The sequence below is a fragment of the Enterococcus sp. C57 genome (assembly GCF_040887305.1).
GTDB classification, from domain to species: domain Bacteria; phylum Bacillota; class Bacilli; order Lactobacillales; family Enterococcaceae; genus Enterococcus_B; species Enterococcus_B hirae.
In genome coordinates this window covers 20,855-46,423 of record NZ_JBFOFP010000013.1, presented here as the reverse complement: position 1 = coordinate 46,423, position 25,569 = coordinate 20,855, and the positions used below count along the sequence as shown (strand labels likewise).

The 25,569-nt window shown below is 31.3% G+C and carries 20 protein-coding genes and 2 pseudogenes; 8 read left to right on the top strand and 14 right to left on the bottom strand.

Going from position 1 to position 25,569, the window contains the following annotated elements:
* The first annotated feature begins 1,783 nt into the window (after positions 1–1,783).
* The 4 genes from AB5M32_RS13230 to AB5M32_RS13215 all read left to right on the top strand — a co-directional run bounded on the left by AB5M32_RS13230 (position 1,784) and on the right by AB5M32_RS13215 (position 5,290).
* Positions 1,784–2,701 carry a ParA family protein gene (locus AB5M32_RS13230; protein ID WP_010738088.1) on the top strand — a complete coding sequence of 306 codons (918 nt, stop codon included), beginning with the start codon at positions 1,784–1,786 and terminating at the stop codon, positions 2,699–2,701.
* Positions 2,702–2,713: 12 nt separating this feature from the next.
* Positions 2,714–3,307, top strand: coding sequence for a hypothetical protein (locus AB5M32_RS13225; protein ID WP_010738089.1), 594 nt, complete (start codon positions 2,714–2,716; stop codon positions 3,305–3,307).
* An 821-nt stretch (positions 3,308–4,128) separates the two neighbouring features.
* On the top strand, positions 4,129–4,683 hold the full coding sequence (locus AB5M32_RS13220) for a tyrosine-type recombinase/integrase (RefSeq protein WP_010738090.1): 555 nt from the start codon (positions 4,129–4,131) through the stop codon (positions 4,681–4,683).
* 64 nt (positions 4,684–4,747) lie between these two features.
* Positions 4,748–5,290 (top strand): hypothetical protein, encoded by a 543-nt coding sequence (locus tag AB5M32_RS13215; RefSeq protein WP_368024509.1) that lies wholly within the window; start codon positions 4,748–4,750, stop codon positions 5,288–5,290.
* A gap of 391 nt (positions 5,291–5,681) precedes the next feature.
* On the opposite strand, the gene xerS is transcribed toward AB5M32_RS13215, so the two are convergent.
* Positions 5,682–6,767, bottom strand: coding sequence for a tyrosine recombinase XerS (gene xerS / locus AB5M32_RS13210; protein ID WP_010738092.1), 1,086 nt, complete (start codon positions 6,765–6,767; stop codon positions 5,682–5,684).
* A 130-nt stretch (positions 6,768–6,897) separates the two neighbouring features.
* On the opposite strand from xerS, the gene AB5M32_RS13205 reads away from it, so the two are divergent.
* Complete coding sequence (locus AB5M32_RS13205) at positions 6,898–7,257, top strand: type II toxin-antitoxin system RelE/ParE family toxin (RefSeq protein ID WP_010738093.1); 360 nt, start codon at positions 6,898–6,900, stop codon at positions 7,255–7,257.
* Positions 7,244–7,510, top strand: a complete 267-nt coding sequence (locus AB5M32_RS13200; protein WP_010738094.1) for a helix-turn-helix domain-containing protein — start codon at positions 7,244–7,246, stop codon at positions 7,508–7,510. The genes AB5M32_RS13205 and AB5M32_RS13200 overlap by 14 nt, the downstream gene beginning before the upstream one ends.
* Before the next feature lie 1,084 nt (positions 7,511–8,594).
* Here AB5M32_RS13200 and AB5M32_RS13195 read toward each other — a convergent pair.
* The 3 genes and pseudogenes from AB5M32_RS13195 to AB5M32_RS13185 form a co-directional block, all read right to left on the bottom strand.
* Positions 8,595–9,088: pseudogene (locus tag AB5M32_RS13195) on the bottom strand (IbrB-like domain-containing protein).
* Positions 9,089–9,138: 50 nt separating this feature from the next.
* Positions 9,139–9,513, bottom strand: coding sequence for a DUF3440 domain-containing protein (locus tag AB5M32_RS13190; RefSeq protein WP_010738095.1), 375 nt, complete (start codon positions 9,511–9,513; stop codon positions 9,139–9,141).
* Between the two features lie 290 nt (positions 9,514–9,803).
* The gene (locus AB5M32_RS13185; RefSeq protein ID WP_154650183.1) at positions 9,804–9,968 is read right to left on the bottom strand and encodes a hypothetical protein; all 165 of its coding nucleotides are present in this window, start codon (positions 9,966–9,968) and stop codon (positions 9,804–9,806) included.
* A gap of 550 nt (positions 9,969–10,518) precedes the next feature.
* On the opposite strand from AB5M32_RS13185, the gene AB5M32_RS13180 reads away from it, so the two are divergent.
* Positions 10,519–11,268 (top strand): MurR/RpiR family transcriptional regulator, encoded by a 750-nt coding sequence (locus AB5M32_RS13180; RefSeq protein ID WP_368024508.1) that lies wholly within the window; start codon positions 10,519–10,521, stop codon positions 11,266–11,268.
* Positions 11,269–11,533: 265 nt separating this feature from the next.
* The gene (locus tag AB5M32_RS13175; protein ID WP_368024507.1) at positions 11,534–13,018 is read left to right on the top strand and encodes a nucleotide sugar dehydrogenase; all 1,485 of its coding nucleotides are present in this window, start codon (positions 11,534–11,536) and stop codon (positions 13,016–13,018) included.
* A 114-nt stretch (positions 13,019–13,132) separates the two neighbouring features.
* Here the strand turns inward: AB5M32_RS13175 and AB5M32_RS13170 are convergent.
* The 10 genes and pseudogenes from AB5M32_RS13170 to AB5M32_RS13125 form a co-directional block, all read right to left on the bottom strand.
* A pseudogene (locus AB5M32_RS13170) lies at positions 13,133–14,013 on the bottom strand (transposase); the annotation flags it as partial.
* Between the two features lie 304 nt (positions 14,014–14,317).
* A complete protein-coding gene (locus tag AB5M32_RS13165; RefSeq protein ID WP_010738100.1) occupies positions 14,318–15,730 on the bottom strand; it encodes a flippase in 1,413 nt (470 codons plus the stop codon).
* Positions 15,731–16,837: 1,107 nt separating this feature from the next.
* Positions 16,838–17,824 (bottom strand): acyltransferase family protein, encoded by a 987-nt coding sequence (locus tag AB5M32_RS13160; RefSeq protein WP_010738101.1) that lies wholly within the window; start codon positions 17,822–17,824, stop codon positions 16,838–16,840.
* Positions 17,825–17,832: 8 nt separating this feature from the next.
* Positions 17,833–19,089 carry an O-antigen polymerase gene (locus AB5M32_RS13155; RefSeq protein ID WP_002323847.1) on the bottom strand — a complete coding sequence of 419 codons (1,257 nt, stop codon included), beginning with the start codon at positions 19,087–19,089 and terminating at the stop codon, positions 17,833–17,835.
* Between the two features lie 20 nt (positions 19,090–19,109).
* A complete protein-coding gene (locus tag AB5M32_RS13150) occupies positions 19,110–20,264 on the bottom strand; it encodes a glycosyltransferase family 4 protein (protein ID WP_002323846.1) in 1,155 nt (384 codons plus the stop codon).
* Positions 20,265–20,279: 15 nt separating this feature from the next.
* Positions 20,280–21,425 (bottom strand): glycosyltransferase, encoded by a 1,146-nt coding sequence (locus AB5M32_RS13145; RefSeq protein WP_002323845.1) that lies wholly within the window; start codon positions 21,423–21,425, stop codon positions 20,280–20,282.
* A gap of 4 nt (positions 21,426–21,429) precedes the next feature.
* On the bottom strand, positions 21,430–22,626 hold the full coding sequence (locus tag AB5M32_RS13140) for an ATP-grasp domain-containing protein (RefSeq protein ID WP_368020672.1): 1,197 nt from the start codon (positions 22,624–22,626) through the stop codon (positions 21,430–21,432).
* A complete protein-coding gene (locus tag AB5M32_RS13135; RefSeq protein WP_136771180.1) occupies positions 22,626–23,318 on the bottom strand; it encodes a sugar transferase in 693 nt (230 codons plus the stop codon). The genes AB5M32_RS13140 and AB5M32_RS13135 overlap by 1 nt, the downstream gene beginning before the upstream one ends.
* Positions 23,308–24,318 carry an NAD(P)-dependent oxidoreductase gene (locus tag AB5M32_RS13130; protein ID WP_136771181.1) on the bottom strand — a complete coding sequence of 337 codons (1,011 nt, stop codon included), beginning with the start codon at positions 24,316–24,318 and terminating at the stop codon, positions 23,308–23,310. The genes AB5M32_RS13135 and AB5M32_RS13130 overlap by 11 nt, the downstream gene beginning before the upstream one ends.
* A 23-nt stretch (positions 24,319–24,341) precedes the next feature.
* Positions 24,342–25,562, bottom strand: a complete 1,221-nt coding sequence (locus AB5M32_RS13125; protein WP_010738106.1) for a DegT/DnrJ/EryC1/StrS aminotransferase family protein — start codon at positions 25,560–25,562, stop codon at positions 24,342–24,344.
* Between the last annotated feature and the right edge of the window lie 7 nt (positions 25,563–25,569).

Below are 25,569 nucleotides of genomic sequence, written 5' to 3'. Positions count from 1 at the left end.
GCACATTTAGAAAACAACTAAGTGGTTTGCGAGACCACTTAATTATTTATTGAGACGAGCACGAACACATGAGTACTGTTCATGTGATTCAGAAATAATTGATCCGACCAAAGTCAATTATTTCCGTCTCTTTTTTTGTTTTTTATAATTGTTCCTATTTATAACGATAGCACTTGTTATAATGCTTTGTAAATAGTTTTTTGAGTGCCTTTGTTTTTTTTGACTATCTAATAAATTTGTTTCATCTAAATAGCTCAATATATTCTTTTATATTTTTGTCAAAAAGCTTTTTCTTGACCGATAGCAAGTTATTCTTCTTAACCACATATCAATTTTCTTTTTATATTTATATTAAGAATAGAGGAAGATAACATTATGTACAAGTATTTTTCTTCTCAAAAAAAATAGTTACTACCTTAATTAATTCTATTTATATATTAGTTACTACCTTTATATACATTAATGTACTACCCTTTCTAACAAATTAAATTAATTATGTACTACCTTTATAATGAAATATCTACTACCAAAATATGTTCAAATAGCAATTATCTACTACTTTAAATACATAATACATACTAATTTAATTCTCCTATTCATTAAATTAGTATGTATTTATTTTTTTACATATGTTTCCCATATATTTTCTAAATAATGCGGTTACATATATAATGTAGCTACTTGTTTTTTGTAGTTAATAAATAAAATCCTATTTTTACAATTAAGTACTACCTTTAATAATAGTATAATATACTACCTTTATTTCCTATTACGTACTACCTTTATTATAATTACGAACTACTAATTTAATCTATTATATACTACTATAATGAAAATAATGTTCAATAATGTACTACCTTTAATAAACATTAATTACTACCTTTATTTAGTAAGAAACAAAATTAATTACTACCAAAGAATTTTTTGTAAATATTAGGTAGTATTCAATTAAAGATCTTAAGGTAGTATATAATAGATATTTATGAAAAATTACACTAGTCATTTATTACTTTGATACTACTATCACTTTAGCAATAGAATGTCAATTTTTATCTATACATTTTGCAGCACGAGTCCTCGGAAATATACTTTTAATGTTTAAGAGGTCAAAAATAAAAAAATATAGGATACATAAAACGTGTATCTAATTAAGCTCCGTTTTTAATAGAATTTGTGTTAGCTAATAAAATTAGCTAACTTTATTAGTATGTGGTACAATAAACTCACTAATGATACAAGCACAAGTTACACGAAGCCCCTAGAGAAGTAGGATTCTCTAGGGGCCTTTTTTGTGATCTGATGTCGCCTTTTGTTGCTTTACTTCTTGTTACGATTACTCAGTCAATAATCGTATGTTACTACTAACAACCCTACAAGAAGGGGACAAATGATATTTTTAAGCACAAGTTACACCTCAATTCAGTCGCAAAACTGTAGGATAGGCGACAAAAGATTATAACATACTTGATATATATTTATCATTTTAGGAAACATATGCTTTTTATTAATTCATTAAAGTATAACTGATTATTTAATTCCAAAAAAAGTTAAAAAGGTAGTATATATTATACTTTTTTGAAGTAGTAGATAAAAATAATTACTATTATTTATGACCTTTATTTATTAAATCATTACGTATTTATGTCTTGAAATAAGCTTTCTTTATATATTTTATAATTTAAAAATAATAAGGTAGTATATATTATATTTTATAGATTTAATTGAAGTAGTATGTTATCATATTAAAAAAGGTAGTATATAATAGATAAAGGAGTGATAGAGATTGTCCAAAAAATTTGTAATTGGTAACTTTAAAGGTGGCGTTGGAAAAAGTACTTGCGCCCAAATGTTAGGTTTTGAATCTGCCGTGGCAAAAAAACAAAAAACATTGATCATCGATTTAGATATGCAAGGGAATACTTCAGATGTTATGAGTTTAACCCATATGAATTTTCCAGTTGAAGATGGTGGTGGAGATGGTGAACCGTTAGATTATCAATATACAATTACTGACGTTCTTGTTGGAACGCCTCCTCTAGAACTAGGATTGGAAAAAAATGGGAAAGTCAACTGGGATAAGGTAGTAGTCAATGATACTCGTGTTGATCCAGAAAAAGCTGTATATAAAGTAGTAGATAATCTATATATATTACCAGCTGATATGAGTTTTGAACTTTACGATGATTGGATCAAAGACCAGTTTTCAGATTCTTCAGATAAACTTCTTTACATGGAAAAAAGATTGGCACCTTTATTAGAAGAATTTGACGTGATTTATCTGGACGTACCACCTTCAATTTCTGTTTATAGTAAATCCGCAATGTATATAGCTGATTTCGCGATTGTTGTTTTGCAAACACAAGTAAAATCTATGCGAAATGCTATGCAATACTTAGAATACATGGACTTCTTTGTTGATGAATTTGATACAACTTTAAAGGTTGCTGGAGTCATTCCTTTTATGCTTGAGAGTGGAGATGCCGTAGATCAAGAAATGTATGCAGAGGCTCAAAAAATTTACGGCGATCATCTATTGAAAAATGTAGTACTTAAAAATGCAAGATTAAAACGTTATGATGGATCAGGAATAACTATGGAATTGACTAAAGCTGGTAAGCTAAAACAGTGGGATAGACGTTCTCATGAACTTTTTATCAATATATATGATGAACTTGTTGAACATGAAACTTGGTACGAGTAGGAGGGGGATCCAATGGCTGATATAAAAGATCTAGGTATCTTTAAGCCAAATAAAGGTTTAAATAAAATACGAGCTGGAAATGCTGCAAGAAAAGAATCGAAAAAAATTTCCGTTGATTCAATAACTGCTGGTGAAAGTGCCATTGTTACTAGTAAAGAAACTACTGAAGCTCAAAAAGTTAATGTTACAGATTCTGTTCAATCACCAAAAAGGCCAACAAAAAAAACAGTTCCTCCTAAGAAGTCAAAAGGGGTAGGGGCTCCCATAAGAAAATTTGATCGTTCTTTTTCTGCCCAAATGCCCCTGAAGCTATCACCACTACTGAACGCCACCTCTAGAGTAATGGTCGAAAAATATGAAACAAATCTTACTAGGGATGAGTTATTAAGAAAAGCACTTGATGAGTATATCAAGCAGCATTTGACTCAAGAAGATAAACAAGATCTTTTTAATAATGTTATGCGTGATATTGAATTATTTAGAAAAAAGAAACCTACAATTCCTGAAATAGACACAGATGGTACTATCATTCGCACAGTAGAAGAAATAGAACAAGAGACTGAAACATTCCTACATGATAGTTGGGGGATGAACTATAAACATTGATAAAGTACTACCTTAATTACAAATTAGGGTAGTACTTTATACATATTTAGAAGTATCATTACATATGATCTTTTATATGGTATATAACTTAATATCCTCTACCTCTTTAAATATTTAATGCTACCAACATTGCTATTAATGTACCTGGTAAAAACTTATAGGGATAGCTAAAAAATCTGTTTGATTTTCAGCCTCAATAATTAAAATTATACTATGGACACTAATAAACTACTACTTTAATTCACAATTAGGGTAGTAGTTTATTCATTTTCCATAATATTTAAAATATAGCAGTATTCCTTAGTCTCCATTTTTTCAAATATATTATGACGAATTGGATTCTAAATCAACATAACATACTACCTCAATTACAGATTAAGGTAGTATGTTATTACCTTTTTATTGGATTACTTAAATATCAAAATAGCTTGATTGATACTATATAAACTGATCTATAAGTAGGAAACTAGCCTATATTTTGTAATTATGACAAAATTTACTTATATATTTACTCCATAAAAAATGGCTAATTTAACCATTAGAATGCTGACTAAAATCCCAATTTATCTGCGTACATTTTAAAGCCTTATTTGGGTAATCCTTCAACAAAAAAACTGAAACGCGCTCAGAATGCTCCTAAGCAAAAAACACTTTTTTTGTTTGTTATTTCCAGAATATTCTGAGTTACTGAAATGATATAAAATCATAAACTCATCTCATTGATTTTATTGACTTTTAAATCTTAGTATCTATCAGTTTATGATTATGTTAATATATAACTAAAATAAAGAACTCAGAATATTTTTAAGAAGGTGAACAATTTGAACTATAATGTTCAACCGCTGCGAACGATGGAAGAGATTCAAGATTTTCAATTCTGGCTACGAAGAACAACTTACGCTGAACGTGATAGCTTTTTGTTTCTATTTGGGATAAATAATGGTTTGCGAATGTCTGATATTATAAAACTTAGGGTAGGGGACATTTGTGGAATAGATAAGCCTGTAATTGTCGAACAAAAAACAGGGAAGAGAAAGCCAATTTTTATAGATAATTTAAGAGAAGAAATTTCAATTTACACTGAAGGAAAAGAAGATCATGAATGGTTGTTTCCAAGCAGGCAGCAGGGAGGGCATATCACTAGAGATCGCGTGTATCAAATCTATGCTGATGTAGCCAAGAAGCTAGAAAGAACAGATATAGGGACACACACTTTACGAAAAACTTTCGGGTATCATTATTATAAGAGAACGAAAGACATTGCTACCTTAATGTTCATTTTCAATCACAGTTCTCAAGCAATTACAAAAAGATATATCGGAATTACCGAAGATGAGATAGGTGCTTCGTTGCGTGGATTTAAATTGGGAGGATAATTTAGATATTAGTTTTTTCGTGTATAATTAAATAACTATAATGAAAACTTAGAAGGTAAGATGAATGAAGATAACTGAATTTTTGGAAGTATTTAAAACGTTTAGTAACATTTATAATAGAATACCAGAGATAGAACAAAATATTGTAGTTGATAATGATTATTATGGAGGAATGGGCGGAGGTTCTATTGTTCCAAAGACAAATTTAGTAGAGTTAGATGTAAATAATTACAGAGAATTATATGTTTTTAATACTTTGGATTTTGAAATACCTATGAAACAGATGAAAAACATTGACATACATATCCTACCAAATGAGTCGTGTCAAATAGATTATTCAATCGAATATTTTTACAAAGGTAAAAAAATAAAAAAGTGTGACAAATGTTTTGAATCAGCTGTGGTGAAAGTTCCTCAATTTAAATTAAATCCTGCTAACTCGATACACTTTCAAGGATATGTATTTAATGTTTTAGCTAAAGATAATATAAGAAAATATAAAAAAGGTAATATAGTCCATATTGATAAACAAATATCTTCTAATTTAGAAGATATAAAAAAAGCCTTTGAAATTAAAACAATTGGCACTGTCCCTAACTTTAAATAACAAATAACTTACAGTCACAAGTTATAACGCTCATCTTAATATTTAAAACATATACATTTTTTTCTATGGTTTCTGAATGCGAGTCTCATATCCAATAATCGAAAAATAAACTATTAACAATAAAAAAGTCTTCATTTATTGTTGAGGGAAATAAGAATACTTCTCCTTTTATTATGTTAGTATTGTGGACTGGTTTATTAATTGCATAGTATTTTAACAATCACAATTTTTTTCTTGATTTTTCAAGCTTTATTTAAGAGATTTTATATCAGTTATTCTGATTGGCAACTGGTAGTTTAGTAATATAAAAACGGTAGTGAAGCTTGTCTCTAAAGTTAGGTTTTTGTCTAATTTTAGAGGGAAGCTTCATTATTATACTTGTTTACTACATCTATAAAGCGTTCAAAGCATCAATCGTAGCTGCGTTGTCTATATGGGTATATAAAGTTGTTGTATTAGTACTAGAGTGTCCTAATTGTTGTGCCGTAAGTACTAAAGAATTGGTTTGTTGATAGAGTCTAGTGGCCAACGTATGACGTAGTTTGTGGGGACTGACTTGGACCCTGAAGCCTTTCGAATATTTTGCTACCATTCTTTCTATAGCAATCCCTGAGATTCGTTTTGCTTCTCCTTGATAGATTGTTAGGAAAAAGGCTTTTTCATCGTCTGAAGCTTTATACCGTTCTTTTCGAATGGCTAAATAATTTGCTATGTATTCCATAGCAAAAGCTGCTATATTCACAGCATCTCTTTTATTTCCTTTTCTAGTCACTACGACATTGTTCTTCTCTAAAGATAGATCTTCCAAATTAATATTTACAACTTCTGATAATCTCAATCCAGACCCTAAAATAAGAGCATTTATGGCAAGATCTCTTTCAATATCTCTTTGATAATAAACTAACGCTCTTTTACTCAAAGTGTTCTTATAATCCACTGCGATATAATCCAAATAGTTTTGCGTATCATCTTCTAAAAATAATTTTTTCTCTATAGCATTTGCACGTGCAGCTAAAGTTGTTTTATCTGCAATAGTAGATACTTGGTCCATAGGATTTTTTTCTAAATATGGCTTTCCTAAAGGATTATTCGAGCTCGTAGAAAGGTACTTAAACAAAACTTTTAGTGCCGTGATGTTTCGGTTAATAGTAGGGATCGATAAGCCCAAGTTATTATTGTCTTCAAGTTGAGATTTAGTGGATTCTTTTTTGACATTTTCTTTTGCGCGACGCTTCAAGCGGGACTTATATAGATTTAAATCATAGGCTGTTAATTGCTTTATTGATGCGATGGAAGTATCAGCAACAATAGCTTCGCCCAATAACCAATTATAAAAGAGTTTATAATTTTTCAAGTATTCTAGCGTTGTACGAGGAGATTGATCTTTATCCTCACGTTCCTGAACAAAATCTTTTATATAAGCTGGCATATGAAGCAATATTTCATCTATTTTTATATATATTTCCGTATTTTTCATTATATTCATCCTTTCAAATAGTAGGGGAGAGAAGTAACCCTACAATTGGACTATACCAATTTGAGAGCTGCTTGTCAATTAATTTATACACAAAAATTGAAATAAATAAAATATATGATATAATAAGTGCATGGATAAGATAGAATTCGAAACTTATAAACGACCAAATGGACATGATGAATTTTTAGAGTGGGTTACCGCTTTGCCTATTAAAGATCGTGCAAAATTATTAAGAACTATCAAAGAAACAGAAGTAAATGGCCTGTTAGTCGCACAACGTTTAAAATGGGTTAAAAAAATAGATACCAATTTATATGAATTGAGAAGTAAAGTTGGTTCAAATATTCAAAGAGGGTTATATTTTCATGTTGAAAATGGGCGATATGTAATCACACATGGCTTTACAAAAAAGTCAGAAAAAACGCCCAAAAAAGAAATAGATCATGCAAAGGAATTAAGAAAGGAATGGTTTGAAAATGAAGATAGATGATTTAATTAAAGATATGAAAAAAGATACCGCCTTTGCAGAAGCTTATCAGAGTGAAGGGGAGAAACTGCAAACTGCTATAGCACTATATAAAGCAAGAGAAGAGGCGGGACTAACACAAGTTGAGCTAGCTGAACGTGCAGAGACCACTCAAGCAACTATCGCTCGAATTGAACGTGGGGATAACGTATCTTTTGAGAAGCTATCAGCAATTGCTCATGCTATGGGAAAAGAATTAAAAGTTGAATTTATCTAAATAAGATTGACCCTCCAAAAAAATCTTTTAGAGTTTTTTTATATTAATTATATAGAAAGAACAATCTTTCTATATAATTAAATAATTGAAAATAAGTGAATGTAACTAGTTAAGTGTTTAAGAGAGTAAGAAGGGGAGCAGCAATAACCAAAGAACACATAATTTAGCCTAAAAATCTAAGCAGATGTTAAGGGGTAATTTATTAACTTGTTTTGCTATAGCTATTTAAAAGAGTAGACTTGAAAATTGCACTTATTTGTAAGTTTACAAACAAGTATTTTCCTGATTACAATTAACAGAATATATGCTATGATAAAATTATCAAAAACAGGTTCATATTACGACCGAAGGCCACTAGCGGTCGGGCCAGTGGCTTTCTTTTACGTTCTTTTCAGATCAACGGGTAGGCTTACTGTCTTTTTTGACAATTCTGCAATCAAGCTATTTACAGATGTAGGGGCTGCTACTTCTGCCGCAATTGCAAAAAACAAACTTTATCTATTGTATTTAATTGATTGTAATTATTAATAGATATGGTATAATTGTTTTAACGAAAAGATAATTCATTATACACCAAAAACCACTAGCTGGCGGGCTAGTGGTTTTCTTTTACGTTCTTTTCAGATTAACAGGTAGGCTTACTGTCTTTTTTGGCAATAATTTTGCAATCAAGCCATTTACAGATGTAATGCGCGATTACTTCTGCTACAATTGCAAAAAACATATCGAAAAGGTAATTCATTATACAACCTCCTCCCCTTGCCAGAATAGGCCGGGGTAGCAGACAGCATAAACATTATACCATAACTGAAAATTTCAGTTTAGTATATTTCTCCACATATTGGTGGACCATTACAATTAAATACTCCATGGTTCTTATTGATCCAGATATAACTTGTAAAAATCCCAAGTATATAGAAAATTATAGTTTTCTATATACTTGGGTTTGTATTCTTCTCAGAATCTCCAATGGTACAATTCTAAAATTCTTTCAAAAGTATCTTTAACATCATCAAATATTTCATTACTTAACTTAAGAATGGATGGCAGCAACTTCTGCCTAAATTTAAATTAAGGTAAATAATTATATCTCTTCCCATGCTTCAGAAAAATCTTCCTTTGCAAACAAAGAAACTAATCCGCTAATCTTCTTCAACCTTAATAGCTCGTCTTTGTCCATACCCAAGTTTGTTATATAATCCATTGATCACTTACTACTGATCCTACTAACTTTTGAATAATTTCTACCATATGATCTACCTCTTGCTCGATTATGGCGAATTGTACTGGCAATTCTATCGACTATTGGTTTATCAATGATAACTACTGGCAAATGATTTTCTTCTCTTTCTGCAATCTCTTTTAACTTTTTCATTACTAAATATCTATGATAACCATCAATAATTTCATAGTAATTCTTTTCATTTACATAATAATAGACAATTGCATTGTACAACCATCTGCTAAAATTGATTTTTCTAATAATTTTAGTTCCGTAGGAGCTACATTATTAGAATTATAATCATTTGCTCGTATTTTATTTATCTGAATTCTACACACTTTATAAACAGGACTTATAAATTTCTTCTGTTTTCCATAATTTTATTGTTTCTTCTTTCTTTTGTAATTCATCCTTTGTTTGAGAAAAAAATATATCGACAGGATGTCTCATTTTTTAGAATTTTAATACACATTCTTTTATACGATGGAATCAATCGAAAATGTTTAACCGGTACCTCATCAAGACAATCATAAAATTTAATCCAGTAATATTCAGTTTTATACTTTCTATTATTATTTGGTTTGCCTAAATCTACAAATGAAACATCAAAATTTTTCAATTCTTCCACAACATCTAAAGGTAATGAACCACCTTTATTTAACCAATAATTTTTAGAAGAGTTGAACTTTTTTAAATAAATATCTCTAGTTTTTTTAGGTAATATTTGTAATAAAAAATTTGTATATGCTTTCCATACTATGAATTTTTTTGATCTCTTCACATATTTCTTCCATTCTTTAAGCAATTGGTGAATAATTCTTATGAAAATAGCAGTTCTAATATTTCTCTTCAAAAAACTGAAAATATTTTTTCTCATCTGTAAAAAAGTTATTTAACATGATTAATTTTTCTTCCTTAAAAAAGGAGAATAAATGTATGAACAGTAAAATGATCACATTAGGAGCAGCAGCAATTATGGGGATCTCTGCTTTAAGAATTTCATAATTGGCCCGTACATGCGGACACTACAAAAGAGGGTAATACAGTAGTTTCTTATACAGGTACCGCCCCTCAACCAAAAGATTGGGGAATCTCTGTTCCTGCAACAATCAATGAAACAAAGGAAGATAAATCTGATAATGTCACATTTAAGTATGGTATGGGACAACTAGCAATTGTAGATGCAGATGGTAAATCTTTTGAAGATTCTTCTAAGGATCGTACCTTCAGTGTCAACGATACTCCTCAATATGTAGATAGCGATGGGTATATGCTAGTCAAAACTTCTGATGGTAAGGATTGGACATGGTTATATAGTGAATAAACGGAACAAGGTGCTGCAGAACCTACTGCTTTAACTGATAAAATGAAAAATAATGCTGCTGAAGCAACTGATCTTAAAAAAATTACATTTACTTAATCAGCTTAAGGAAACACAAAATCACCGTTATCACGCTATATACTTTTTGGTTCTCCAATACCTGGTAATACAAACCCTCCAATTGATTTAAGCAAAAATTATTCAGATACTATTTCTTGGATTGTTTCCGAAACGACTCCAGCTTAAAAAATAGAATCTTATAAAGTAAAAATTATAAAAAATCAAAACTGGGGCAGAATGAGGTTCCTTCTGACTCAATTTTGATTTTATACCACTCATCAGTCCTTATTGAAAAAGAACCAGAAGTTTTCTTTCTGTCCTAATTATTCTAAGATTTCTCTTTACCAACATCATTTGACAAAGAGCCTATTTTTTAACTAACTTTTGGTGAAAGAAGGAAAGAATATGGATCACAAATTAAGTGAAACAGAACAGTACCTCTGGAACTTTATCGAACACCATATCCTAGAGATCCCTAACTACTCCATTGTGAATCTAAGTGAACAAGCAAATGTCTCAACAGCCACCATTGTGCGGACAATGAAAAAGAAAGGCTATGAAGGGTTTACTTCGTTTAAGCATCATCTAAAAGAAGGAGAAAACAAGAACATCAATTTTTCTTTCTTAGATAAAGTAGACAAAGGCATCCGCCGAGCCATTCTAAAAAATGAACAAGAAGTGGTACGTACGATCAATATGTTGGAAATCGGAAATATTGAGGATGCGATACAAATAATCAAATTTGCTGACCGGGTTTTTGTCTTTGCCCGAGGATTTTCAGAAATGATTGGCCAAGAAATGCTGGTAAAACTTCAATTAACAGGAAAAAATTGTCAAATGCATACTGATCCAGAGATTATCAAAAGCATCAGTCGAAAACTAACTAAGAAAGACAGCGTTATTTTTGTTTCTTTGAACGGCGAGACAAAAGAACTCGTCACTGCCGCAAAGAATTGCTATGATGCAGAGATTGGTTCAATTCTAGTTACAGCCAATCATTCCTCTACACTGAAAGACTATTGCGAGATCAATCTCGTAGGTTTCAAATCAGAAGGTTCTTATTTCCCTGATTATGAAGTACGGTCACGTTTGCCTCTCCAGATCATCGCGAGAATTCTGCTTGACGCCTATGTATTGCGTATGGGGGAGAATTGAGAAGCAGTTTATTGTGGTTGGTTACAGTTTAAAACATCACATTTTTTTATTCTTTATATTGTAGGGACTCACGGAAACTTTTTATGTATAAGGTTATTCACAATCTACAAGGTTACTTTAAGTAACAAAAAAATAAGTGAAAATACTTAAAACTAAAAAATATCTTTTTAATCAATAAAAAAATTGACATATTTATTAATAATAAGCTATTCTGTTATAGAAGAAAAAATCATTTGTTATTAATAGTAACAAAAAGGAGTATATCATGAAAAAGTTATCTCAAAAACGTTTAGCTCAAATCATTATTGATTCTAGAAAATCTCTAAAAATGACACAACAACAACTTGCAGTAGCTACTGGTATCAACCGCGCCTTAATTAGTCGATTAGAATCTCTCGATTTTATCCCTTCAATACAACAATTAGAATCATTAGCCGAAGTTCTAAATTTTGAACCAACAGATCTATTTATAAATGAATCAAATAAATCAAACAGAACAAAACATCAGTCGAAGAATATTGCTGTAGCTGGTACTGGTTATGTAGGTCTTTCCATTGCTATTCTTCTTGCTCAGCACAATCAGGTAACAGCAGTAGACATTATTCCTGAAAAAGTAAAACAAATCAATAATAAGAAATCGCCAATACAAGACGATTACATTGAAAAATATCTAGCTGAAAAAAATCTTAATTTAATTGCAACGACAGATGGAGCAACCGCTTATAAAAAAGCTGATTTTGTTGTCATTGCTGCCCCAACAAATTATGATAGTAAACAAAATTATTTTGACACTTCTGCTGTAGAATCAGTAATTGAATTGGTATTAGCAGTCAATCCAAAAGCAATAATGGTTATCAAATCGACGGTACCTGTAGGCTATACCGAAAGCATTCGTGAAAAATACAATACTAAAAATATTCTATTCAGCCCAGAATTTCTCAGAGAATCTAAGGCATTATATGACAATCTATACCCTTCGCGAATTATTGTTGGCACGGACCAAAATGACAAAACTTTACTAGAAGCCTCTCATACTTTTGCAGATTTACTCCAAGAAGGAGCAATCAAAAAAGATATCGAAACTCTTTTCATGGGATTCACAGAAGCTGAGGCAGTTAAATTATTCGCTAATACTTACCTTGCACTTCGAGTATCTTACTTCAATGAACTTGATACTTATGCAGAAATGAAAGAATTAAATACCAAAGATATTATCAATGGAGTATGTCTCGATCCAAGAATTGGCACTCATTACAATAATCCCTCTTTTGGATACGGTGGCTATTGTTTACCAAAAGACACAAAGCAACTTCTAACTAACTATAACGATATACCTCAAAATATGATGAGTGCAATTGTCGATAGTAACCGAACAAGAAAAGACTTTATAGCAGACCGCGTGCTTCAAAAAACTGGATATTATTCTTACGATGATGACAATACTTTCGATTTGTCTCTAGAAAAAGAAGTGATTATTGGAGTCTATAGGCTTACAATGAAAAGTAATTCGGATAACTTCCGTCAATCTTCTATTCAAGGTATTATGAAAAGAATCAAGGCAAAGGGAGCCACTGTGATAATTTACGAGCCAACACTTAAAGATGATAGTACATTTTTTGGTTCAAAAGTAATAAATGATTTAGAAAAATTTAAAAGCATAAGTCATAGTATTATTGCTAATCGATATGATAGTATTCTTAATGATGTAAAAGAAAAAGTATACACTAGAGATTTATTTCAACGAGATTAATATAGTGATCTATTTTGATACTATAATTCTTAGGCTCTTTGTCAAATGATGTTGGTGAAGAGATATCCTAGAATGATTTTGACCAGAAAGAAATTTTTTCTTTCTGGTCATTTTTTATTTTATGAGCAATGCTTTCACATATCGAATCATGATTCGCAATTTAAAGTTATAAAAGCTTCGAAACTCATAGGCATTTCGTTTTAATACCTCGATATGATTATTCAAACACTCCAAAGGACCATTTGAGTAGTTAAAACCTAGAGCGTTCTCAATTTGTGGAAGAAAATCTTTGAAAGTTTTCAAAGTCGTATTATAAATCTTAAGAAGGTCTATTTTTTCCACATTCAAATATTCTTAAACGTTTCGATTTCACGTTTTTTAACTGCATAAAGTAAGTTTTGATAGAGTTGATAACTAGTGCGTAGACTAGGACAGTCTCTGAGAAAGCGATCCACTATTTCATTCTCAGTTAAATAATCTTTAAATAGATTCGCCAAAGGCATTTGATATAATCCAGTTTCTCCTCTTCTTTTTGTAGAAGCTTCCAGTAACTTTTCAGCTTTCACCCTATACTTTTTTGGAAAGAAGATCAACGTTTAGGCAATGAATTCGTTTCTTTGATTCGTTGATTGCGAAATGTTCTACCGATATGCTGGACAATGTGGAATCGTTCAATGATCAGTTTCGCGGTTAGAAACTGTTTTTTCACTAAGGAAACATAAGAGGTGCACACATTAATTTAATCGCCTCTCGAACCTCTGATGAGAAGCGCATAAAGTAACATTCTAGACAGGGAAATCGTCGATTTTCTAAAATATCCAGTAGTTCATAGGTGTCACCGTCCATCAGGATGAAGCTCATGGAGCTAGACACACTACGAACAGGCTAAATTCATCGAAACATAAGATTTTTGGCAAGCTTTGTTTCAAAGGATTCAATGGACGATAAAAATTTTTCCTGATTCAATAAACCGAAGAAATAGAAATGTTTTTTTGCCGGCAATTTTAATCATTAGTTTGTTCTTTTTAATGAGCGAAGGCAGACAACCGGAACATTTTAACTAATAAAAAAGTATGCTACGATAGATCAAACAAATTTGATCTAAATGTTTTTAGTTAAACATTTCTCTTTTAAATAGACATTTAGTACAGAGTAATCATGATATATCTTCTATTTTTTAAATCAATAAAAATACACCAGTAGAACCTATCCCATCCAAAAATAATAGAAGCATAACTTCTATTAGATATATTTATAAAGAAGCAATAAACAATATAGAAGCCTTCTATATTGGAAAAATTAAACAATTTTTTTTGTTAATTTTATTATTATTATTTGTAATAATAATGAACCCATGTAAATTGGAACGCCTATCAAAATTTTCCCTAGCATTATGGAGCTTAAACTTTCAAAGGGTAATTTAACATTTAATAATACACTGAACATTATTATCCCAGAAATAATAAAAGGTACAGAAATCCATACCATGTAAGATATGTCTAAATCATTTCTTATCTTATAGCTTATATATACACACACAGCTATTTCTGCTAATAATGTACCTATTGCAGCTCCAATAGAATAATAATTTTTAATAAGTAACGAATTAGATAAAAAATTAACTATTGCACCGATAAAAACAGATTTCACATAAATTTGGTCCAATTTATTGGGAATAACATACTGAGTTCGTACAACATTAGCAAATGCTAAAAAAAGACAACTAGGTAACAGAATCCAAAATAAATAAATACAAGTTTCAAAACCTTTACCAAAAAAAAGGGGAACAAATTCACTTGCTACCCCCATTATTCCAAAACATAAAGAAGAGGATAGGAACATTGCAAATAGAATACTTTTGTTTATTAACTTTTTACTTTCAATACTTTTCTTATTGTTTGCGAGATTGCTCATTCTAGGTAGCATAATCATTCCTAATGAAGTAATTAGGAGCATAGGAACTTGAATAATTTTTTCTGAAGATTCAAAATACCCAACTTGTAAATTATCAGTTAAATATCCTAGCATAATCTTATCCATTGTCCTATAAATACTTACAGCTACTACAGTAAGAAACAGAAATAGATTTGGCTTTATATGAGATACTACTTCTGAAAGCTTTGGCTTATAAAAATATACTTTTTTTATCAAATATGGCCATAATAAGATTTGGCTAACTAAGAAACTAAGTGATAAGATTAATGTATATATATTTATATCACTCGGTTTTTTAACAAAAAGAAAAATAGCTACGGTACTAAGAATTTTTACTAATGTATTTCTAATAACTGTAATACGAAATTCTTCCATCCCAAAGAAAAACCAGTTTATATCAAATATCCCTGATAAAGTATAAAATAATAATGTCAGCGCTACTACTTGATTCGTAGCAATAAAAATGCAATAAAAAAAATATAACAAATTTATAAATATTCCTAGAAGTATTTGTAATGAATATATTGACCAAAATTTTCGTGATACTTTTTCTTTACAGCTTCTTTCTATTGCTATTTCTCGATTACCATAATTATTTAGACCAAGAAGAATAAACATAACGAAATAGGCCGCAATCGAATAATTATAAGAGTAAATTCCAACTCCATCTGCACCTAAAACTCTAGAAATATAAGGAGTAGTCACAAGTGGAACTATCATAGACAACATCTGATATGCAGAATTATATATAAAATTAGTTTTTAAATTACTTTTCACTTTATCCCTCCAAACTTATTTTACTTCTTCTTAATAAACTGATAAAAAATGAGTACGAATTCTCTATCCTTTTAATGTAACCCACCTTAATATGCGAAGTAAATTTACCGATTTATAGTTAGAAAAACTATTAAAATAATAAGTAGACATATTTAATTAAAAAATTAAACAATCGCTTACCATATTCCAATTAAAAATTATTTATAGCATAATTATAAATAGATTTTTTCCATTTAAACACCTGTCCATAAACTTATTACTAAATTTTTCTTTTGAAATATTTCTTCGAATGAATCCTGTATGTAGCTACAGCTTTATTTATTAAATGTGCGTCCCCTGAAAGTATACCTCTTAAATATAAACAATTATAATTAATCGCACATTTAATAACGTGAAAATGTTCTCCAGATAATATCCGTTTTCGTCATTAATACATTTCAGACTTAATTTCAAGATATTTCTATACATAATCCTTTATTTACCACTCTTATTAGATGGATGCTCTGTGACGTAATAAGTAATCGTTGGCTCTTTCTCTGGTTCTTTATTTAAACCGTGCTCTACGTAATTTTATGGTATTGCATTAACCTGTTCAATGTTGTTCCTACTATTTCATCAAGATATACCCCAACTCGTTTCACGAACCTATCATCAGAATCTCCCCTGTATATGCCCTCTATTGAATGTGTACCATACACACGTACAACATCTATAATTGATTTCTACTTTGCTTTGCAATGTAAGCAAACTGTCCATGTTTTTTTATTTTTGATTTCTTTTTTTGTGCTGCTCTTATCTTTAGACATGTCCTTCAATAATTGTCTAGTCTATTGACATTCTGTCTTTTTCTAAAAATTTATATATTTTGAATGCTTCACTCCTGAATTGACTTTCCATAATCTGTATCCAATTTCATCTGGCCCTAATATTCTGGATACATATGGTCTCGTAATAAATGGGGGAACCATGCTTAAAATTTGATGCAACATATTTAATAGCAGTTTTTTTATACTAGTATTTATCCTATAATTCTCCATTCATTAACTTTTTGATTCATCATTCCCACACATCTAATAATAAATTGTTATTTCTCCTTCTGCGTTTTGATCAATACACTTTTCCTAGCATTATTCTGAATGGTGTTTTTTCTAGAATGATATCAATTATATGGAGTACTAATAATGTAATTAACAAAACTACAATTCTACTAATAAGCTCTATAAACTCAGAACTTGTATTTATAATCAATCTTTTCAAAAAGAATAGCACAAATTCATTCAAGCATAGATATACTAAGCTTTTTTTTCCAATATAAGATATCTCATTTACAAATATATTTTTATATTTAGATATCTTTAATGCCAATCTATATATTACGAACACCGTCAGAAGTGACCCAGTGACAAACAAAAATGGATTCCCATAATTTCCCATCCTGAGATTAACATCATCATTGAAAAGTATACAACATACTCCTAATACTAATAATATAGAAATGTCATATGTTTTTATGTTTTTTAAGTTTCTTTCATATTTTTTCAAATAAACTGAAATGCTATAGAAAAACAAACCAACGAATGACACATCTATCGCCCATGGTAACCTTATCCCAAAATTTCCGAGTATAATTCCTAATATAAAAATTACTAGAATCACCCCCACTTTAATCACTCTATTCTTAACTTTTTTATTTAACGAAAAGAAAAGAAATTCTATAATAAAAATAGCTGTCAAATACCATATCGCTCCCGCAACAGCCAAGCCATCTGTATTTATCCATAGAAAATTAATGAAATGAGATTTAAAATCTTCCAACGGTTCCATTCCCAAAACACCTTGAGTTAAAGAAATTGCTAAAAATAGAGCACCAAAGGTCAAATATGGAACCAGTAAACTTCTGCCTTTTTTTCTTAGCCATGATTTCACGGATCCATTGTAATCTTTATATAAAAATCCAGATACACATATAAACAAAACCATATGAAATCCATAGATAAGTTTATTAAATATATCCCCATATTCAATATGTCCCATTATCATAAAAATAATGCCAATGCCTTTTAATATATCTAATTCGACTTTACGTTCGTTCATTATTGAATTCACCTATATACTTTCACTCTGATGTTTATGACTTTTTTAAATAACCATATAAAGATAATGGAAATCATTGTGGGCACCATTCTTCCCGTAGATAAACCAAAAGAATATATCATATAGAAATATATAGCTACATTAAATGCATTTTTGTTTTTTTGCATTTTCTTATATGATAATCCTATAAGAAATCCTTCTATTATACCTCCTAATAAAACCCCAACAAAACCAAAATTGGCATACATATATCCTGGAGTTGTAAATGGTACACTTCCTGTCTGACTCGGCAATTCGTCACTGTTGGCATTAATGTCTATATCGTTTCCTCTTATAATATTGACTAAATAAATTCCATCATCCGTACTTGGTTTCGATTTAGTTCCTGGAATTAAAGAAGGAATAATATTAAGATATCCTTTTCCTAGCCATTTTTCATGATCAGAAAAGTAATCATAAACTTTGATATCACGACCGACATTAGTATAGTTATAAAATAAATCTTCCCACATGGACTGACTTACTTTATTTGAATTCTCAGTCCTACTCAATGTTGCTGTATATGCCAAAAATACAAGTAATACTACTACTAAAATAACTCTTAAATTTAGCACTCTTGATAAATTCATTCTTCGAATCTCAAAATTATATATAAAAAAAGTAATCAATACTACAATAAACGCTGGAGTCCGGCTTGTATAGATAAGAAAAGATAATGCGTATAAAGAGATCATTACAATCAACAGTACTTTATATACTCTTCGTTCTTTGTGAATGACGAATTTTTCAAACATTGCTAGTATTGCAACAACCATAAATTTATAAAACATAGTATATATTCCATATCCATGGGATTGCATCAAGTATGCAAGCTGTCCGTTTTGAATTACAAATGAGAGTCCACCTAACTTGAGGATAACCAATATTTTCGCCCCAAAACCGATCGCAAAAAATATAATAATATTAATTAGTGGAATATCATATACCTTGTTTTTCTCCGCTACAAATATCTTCCTCGATAAATTAATGCCTGCTAATGCTGAAAAAACATATATTAATTCAAATAACATCACCTTCATACATCCCGCAACCGTAAATTCTATAGATGATTCTGATGTAAACAGAATCATTCCAGGAACGTAAGAAATAAATTCCAATATCAAAAACAAAACCTTTGGCTCTAAAAAATCTTTTTCTTTTTGGTAATAGATATATAACATTAATAAAAAAAACAGGCCTAATAATATTCCAATAAATTTTATCATAATAAATTTAATTCCTTTTCTTAAGAGCTTATAATTCGATTAAACATATCTATATGACCTTTAATTGCATCATCCTCGGCAATCTTCTTCTTGTAATACTCAACCGTATTATTTGATAATGAGTTAAACTCTTGGGTATTTAATACTGCTATTTTACCTATAGCTTCAACAAACGCTTCTTCATCCCCAAGGTTACATACATATCCTGCTATATTATCCAAATCATCCCAAGGAGTTGTTCCCTTACTTAAAATCACCGGACAACCATTAGCTAAGGATTCTGCTATAACATGACCATAATTTTCATTAATTGTCGGAAATAAGAAACAATCATACTTCTTAAATGTGCTTCCTACTTCGTCTGGAGCAAGTACTCGACAATAATTTAACTTCACATTAGTGGGAGCATTTTTCCCTATTTCCTCACATTCATCCCAATAATCCTGTGACTCTTTTGGTCCGTAAACATCAAAAATAACGTTATAATTTTTAACTTTGGTTGCTACTTCCACTGCAAATTTTAAGTTTTTCACTTCATGGATTCTTGATATAAATACTATTCGAATTTCTCCGGATTTTTTTTCATAGTCATCCCTATAATTATCCGGCATTACCGGTATATTCCTAACATATGAAATTCTATCTGCTGGAGCACCTATATAATATTTTAAGCCTTCAAATTCATCATCGCTGGTAGCATGAAACCATGCTCCTTTATAAAATCCTAAGCGCCTAGCTAAAAATAAATATGGTACTTTTTTATATGCTTTCAGATTTGTAACTCTATCTCGACTAACCTCTCCACGTGGAGAAAACAATACAGGAAAATTTAGTTTCCTACTCAACCGCATCGTATAAAGCTTGATTTCTGGATGAAGAATACCAGAAAACCACACTAGATCTGGTTTTAGATCAGTAAACAGCTTTTCAAGATGATTCATATTAAAATCAAAATATTTATCTGGGACATACAGAACTTTCGCTTTACCTACCTGGTTCCATCCTTTTTGAATATTAGGAAACTCTATGTTGTCACCAAAATCATGATTTAACGCAACAATATAAAACTGAAATTCATCACTACACGCCTCAACAGTATTTCTAATACTTGTTACCGGTCCACCACATCGCTTAGACGGTAAATACCAACCGTTAAAAATCAATATTTTTTTCATCTCGACACCTCTGTATTATAACTTACTCATCATTTCCTCAAATTGCTTTTCAAATGCTGTCTTACTAAAATATTTATCATACATATCTCTAGAGGCTTTTTTCATATTCCTTACTTCGTCCATTGAAACCGCACATATTTTTTCTACAACAGTATCCAAATTCTTCCTATCAACATTATATCCACATCTATTGTTTACCACTAAATCATGTGTATCGCCTGAAATATTATTTATCAAAGGTAATCCTGCTTCAAAATAATCTATACTTTTCATTGTCAGACCAACACATACGGTTTCTTTCATAATATTAAAAGCAAAACTGCATCTACTGTATATTTTAGATTTTTCAACCTCATCATAAACTATTCCATGATAATTGACTTCAATATTTTTTCCACTTAACTCAGAAATTAAATCTTGACGTTGTTCACCATCGCCAATAATGTGTACTATTGTCTTTTTCTTTACCGCTATTTTTTTTGAGATTTCTACTATCAAATCAACATCAATTATATTATTGATAGATCCAACATAAACTAGTTCTATACATTCATTCGAAATTTGTTCTTTAGGCAATTCCATTGTTGTACCATCTTTACATAAATATATGGTACCGCCTTTAATCTCCTTTATATTAGTGTTTACTAACTCTTTAAATAAATCGCATTCAAATATTGTAAAATCAGCCTTTGCAATGTATTTATCTCTTAATGAAGCCCATATCTTCATTGGAAACTTAAATAAAGTTTTCTTTTTTCCATTTATTGGCATTGTTTCTGGCCACATATCACCGAGTTCAAATATGAGCTTTGTTCCTTTAAAACTACTTTTGTTAGTGGCAAAATATTTAAAAAGGAAATTCGGAGGCCCACTAACATACAACAAATCCGGTTGCAATTGCAGGGCTCTCTTTACGCTTTTTCTTGCAAATATCCTATGGGATTGAATTCTTGAAAGTGATAAATTTCGCCTATATTCCGGCACCTTCAGCAATTCTAATCCTTTTCGATTGTTTTGATACTTTTCCTTATTTCTATGATCAAAATCAGAAGAAAGAATTTTTACGTTATATCCAATTTTCTGAAGATACTCCTCTACAAATTTAATTCTAACGTTGTAACTATAATTATCAAACGGAGTAACTATCACTGCTTTTTTCATATTCTTATTCCATCTCTACTTTTATTTTACTCATTGCACCGTTGCACATTCGAGCTGCCTCTTCCGCACTATCCCCCTGTGCAATCACAAATCCCATTCTCGCTGTACTACTGTCAATCTGTGTTATCGTTTCACCAATACCATGAGTAATACTAACTTGTTGAATACCTTCCATACGATTAGCATCCTCAACACCGTATATGTTCTTTATAACTCCTGCTGTTTGATTGAAATATCTTATTGCGCTACCCTTAGCAAACTTAGGAGTTATATCTGGTTTCTCTCCCAACGCTATTCTAATACAACACTCCACCATATTGACTCCTGTTGACAGCGTCACTAAATGTGTTGTAATATAATCACCGCCTAGTCTTGCACCAAGTTCTACAATCTTAGGGCCACTTTTCGTTACAATAATTTCTGTATGCGACGGGCCATTTGTAATTCCTAATGCTTTATTAGCGGATTTAGCTACTATCTTTATTTGTTCAGAAGTCGAATCAGAAAGTTTTGTTGGCTGTGTATGACCCATCTCCACAAAATGTGGGGAGCCAGTTGTAATCTTATCTGTGATCTGAATCACATGACATGTACCGTCGATTGTAAGTGTTTCTACGCTAACTTCTGGTCCTTCCATCCATTCCTCGACCACTACATCTCCATTTCTAGAAAATTCCTTGCTGTACTTGTAAGCCGCTTGAATCAGCTCAATATCTTCCCCACTTTCCAATTTAAAAATTCCTCTACTACCAGAATTATCAGCAGGCTTTACTATAATTGGAAATTGTAATGATAAAATAGCTTTCTCATATTCCACTTCATTCGAAACTTTATAAAACTCCGGAATCGATACATTATGTTCTTTAAGTACTTTTCGCATTTCAGCTTTGTTAGTCACTCTCAGAGCTGTATCACTGGTAATCCCAATTAGATCCAATTCCTTGGCCACAGCAGCTACGGTTCTCATTGGCATATCGCTTGCCAATGTCATAACACCATCTATCTTATGTCTTTTTGCGGCTTCCACAACGGCTGGGATATCTATTGTACTTATTATTTCAGGAATAACTCCTTCAACCTGCAATCCTATTGCTTCTGGATTCATATCGACTCCAACAACCTGTAATCCCATTTCTAATGCCTTCTCAATGGCAGGAAGCTGAAGGATACTCGCACCCAAAATCATTATTCTTTTATGCATTATTTAACCTCCGAAATATTTTCTGTTTTACTTCCATCTTCATTGAGAACATAGGTATTATCTGTTGTAGCATCTATTCTATTAACATTTTTGTGGCCCAGAACTGTAACTATAGTCATGAATACTATCTTTATATCAAACCAAAGCGATATATGCTTAACATAGTAAATATCATTTTTCAGTTTTTCTTTTGTTAAGACTGAATTTCTATTTACAGCCTGATTATATCCAGTAACACCAGGGCGTACTCTAAGAATAATCTTCTCCTCATATGTATAAGCAGCTGATCCTACAGGGGTATCTGGACGAGGGCCTATAAATGTCATATCTCCCTTAAAAATATTAATAATCTGCGGTAATTCATCTATACTCGTTTTCCTTGCAAATTTTCCAAACTTAGTTACGCGAGGATCATCGTCTCCATTATATGTGGAGCCATCAGCAAGACGTATATCTGGAGCATTTACTTTCATAGAACGCAACTTAAACATCTTAAATGTTTTTCCATATCTACCTGTTCTATTGGCCATATAAAATATCGGCCCGTGATCTTCCTTTTTGATGAAAATTGAAGAAAAACCAATTACAATTCCTACCGGAATTAACAATATTGTAGAACAAACAATATCGAAACTTCTTTTTATAAATCTATATCCTATACTCCCTGCTGGAGTCATTTTATTATTTAACATAATGGAAGAGCTCCTGATATTTATTGGAATCTAAATCTTTTTTATAATCTATCATCATAACTTTAAAGTCTGCATATTGGGGAACAAATCCAAAATCACGCTTTGCTTTATCCATAGAGAATATATATGAAGGAGTGTTATTAACCACTTCAGGTCTATAAGTGATCTTAGATTTTTTCTCCTTGCTTGGAGCCCACAACTCTGCAATAATCTCTGCCTGTTCTTGCAGTGTAACACCACGACCGGATGTCATGTTATACAGACCATATGTATGCTCACTTTTCATAGCTAAATAATATGCATGAGCTACATCTTTAACATATACAACATCACGGCTAAGATTTGGGTCACCAAAGATACAAATATCATCACCCACTGATGCATTATCAATAAATTTTTTCAATCCTGATTTCTTCAGTGTTCCATTAATGTAAAAACAATCATGAGGTCCTACTCCATATACAGGTGGAAATCTAAACCAGGCATTTTTCATGCCGTGCTGCTGATTATAGTACTCCATAGCATCATTAGCGGCGTTCTTTGAAAATACATACACAGCGTGATCACCTGTATATATAAAATCGCGTGGTTCGTCTTCGGTAATTATTTTCTTTCCCCATGCGCCTCTAACATCTGCATATGAACAGTTTGAAATAATTCTGTTTATTCTGTTTCTTCTACAATACTCAAGTACATTAATTGTTCCAATAGTGTTGACAGCAAAATATTCATCTGCATTTTCATCTTCATCTAAATTCACCTGTGCATTTGCCGGGAGCAGACCGCTCAGGAGAATCACTCCATCTATACCTTCCTTCGGAAGCTGCTCAAAATCTTCCTTATGGGTTAAATTTAAATTAATGTATTGAACTCCAAGTTTATCATAATGTTCTTTAAACTTGTTATTTCTACCAGTAACAATTACCTGTTCTCCTTGTTTTAAAAATTCAGCAACAGTATAAACACCAATAAAACTGGATGCCCCCATAACAATATACATATGATGCTCTCCTTTATTTTTGTTTAAATATATTCCTTCACAATGTCACTATAGTTATCGATTACATATGCAATCTCTTCATCCGTCAGTTTTGTATGAAGTGGCAGTGTGATTTCATTAGCAAAATGCGCATAAGCATTCATATAATTCTTAATGTCAAATCCAAGTTTCTTATATGCAGTGTGCATTGGCAGTGGCTTATAATGTACATTACAAGCAATTCCTCTCTCTGCCATCCTAATGATAATTTCATTTCTTTGCTCCGGTGTGATTTCTGGAATGCGTGTGATGTATAGATGACCGGAACTCTGGTATTTGTCTGTATAATGATTCAGTACCTCAATCCCAATCGGCTTAAACGAATCATCATATTTTGCAATGATGTCTTTACGTTTTGCAAGCAGTCTAGGATAACGCTCGAACTGAGCTAAACCAATTGCAGCAGTTACGTCTGTCATATTGCATTTGTACCATGGACCTACAATATCGTACTCCCATGCACCCAACTGTGTTTTAGCAAGTGCATCTTTTGACTGTCCATGCAAAGAAAGCAACTGGCATTGATTATACATTGCCTTATTATCTAGTTTTTCGTGCTCTTTCCATACTAAAGCTCCACCTTCTGCAGTTGTAAAATTCTTAACAGCATGAAATGAAAAAGTTGTCAAATCAGCAACATTACCAACCATATGATCATGCCAATTAGCTCCAAACGCATGAGCAGAATCTGCCATAACAATTATACGACCATAAGCTTTCTGAATCTCATTACTAGGTTGAAATAAATTTCTTTTTTTCTCCACAATCTCAAAAATACGGTCGTAGTCACAAGGTATACCACCAAGATCAACAGGAATAATCACTTTTGTCTTCTCCGTAATTGCTGCTTCTAATGCATCGTAATCCATCTCCAAAGAATCTTGTTGACAGTCTACTAAAACTAGGTTCGCGCCTATGTGGCATACCACCGATGCACTGGCAGAATAAGTATAAGCTGGGACGATAACCTCATCATTTTCTCCTATTCCCAGCAAACGTAACCCTGTTTCTGCAGCAGCAGTTTGTGAATTTAAACAAACTACTTTAGAAGTTCCTAACCACTTTGTAATTTTTTTTTCTAATTCTTTTGTCTTTGGTCCCGTAGTTATCCATCCAGATTTTAATACTTCTACAACGTTTTTTATTTCTAAATCAGTAATATCTGGCGGTGAAAATGGTATCTGACGTTTTTCTAATTTATTCATTTATATT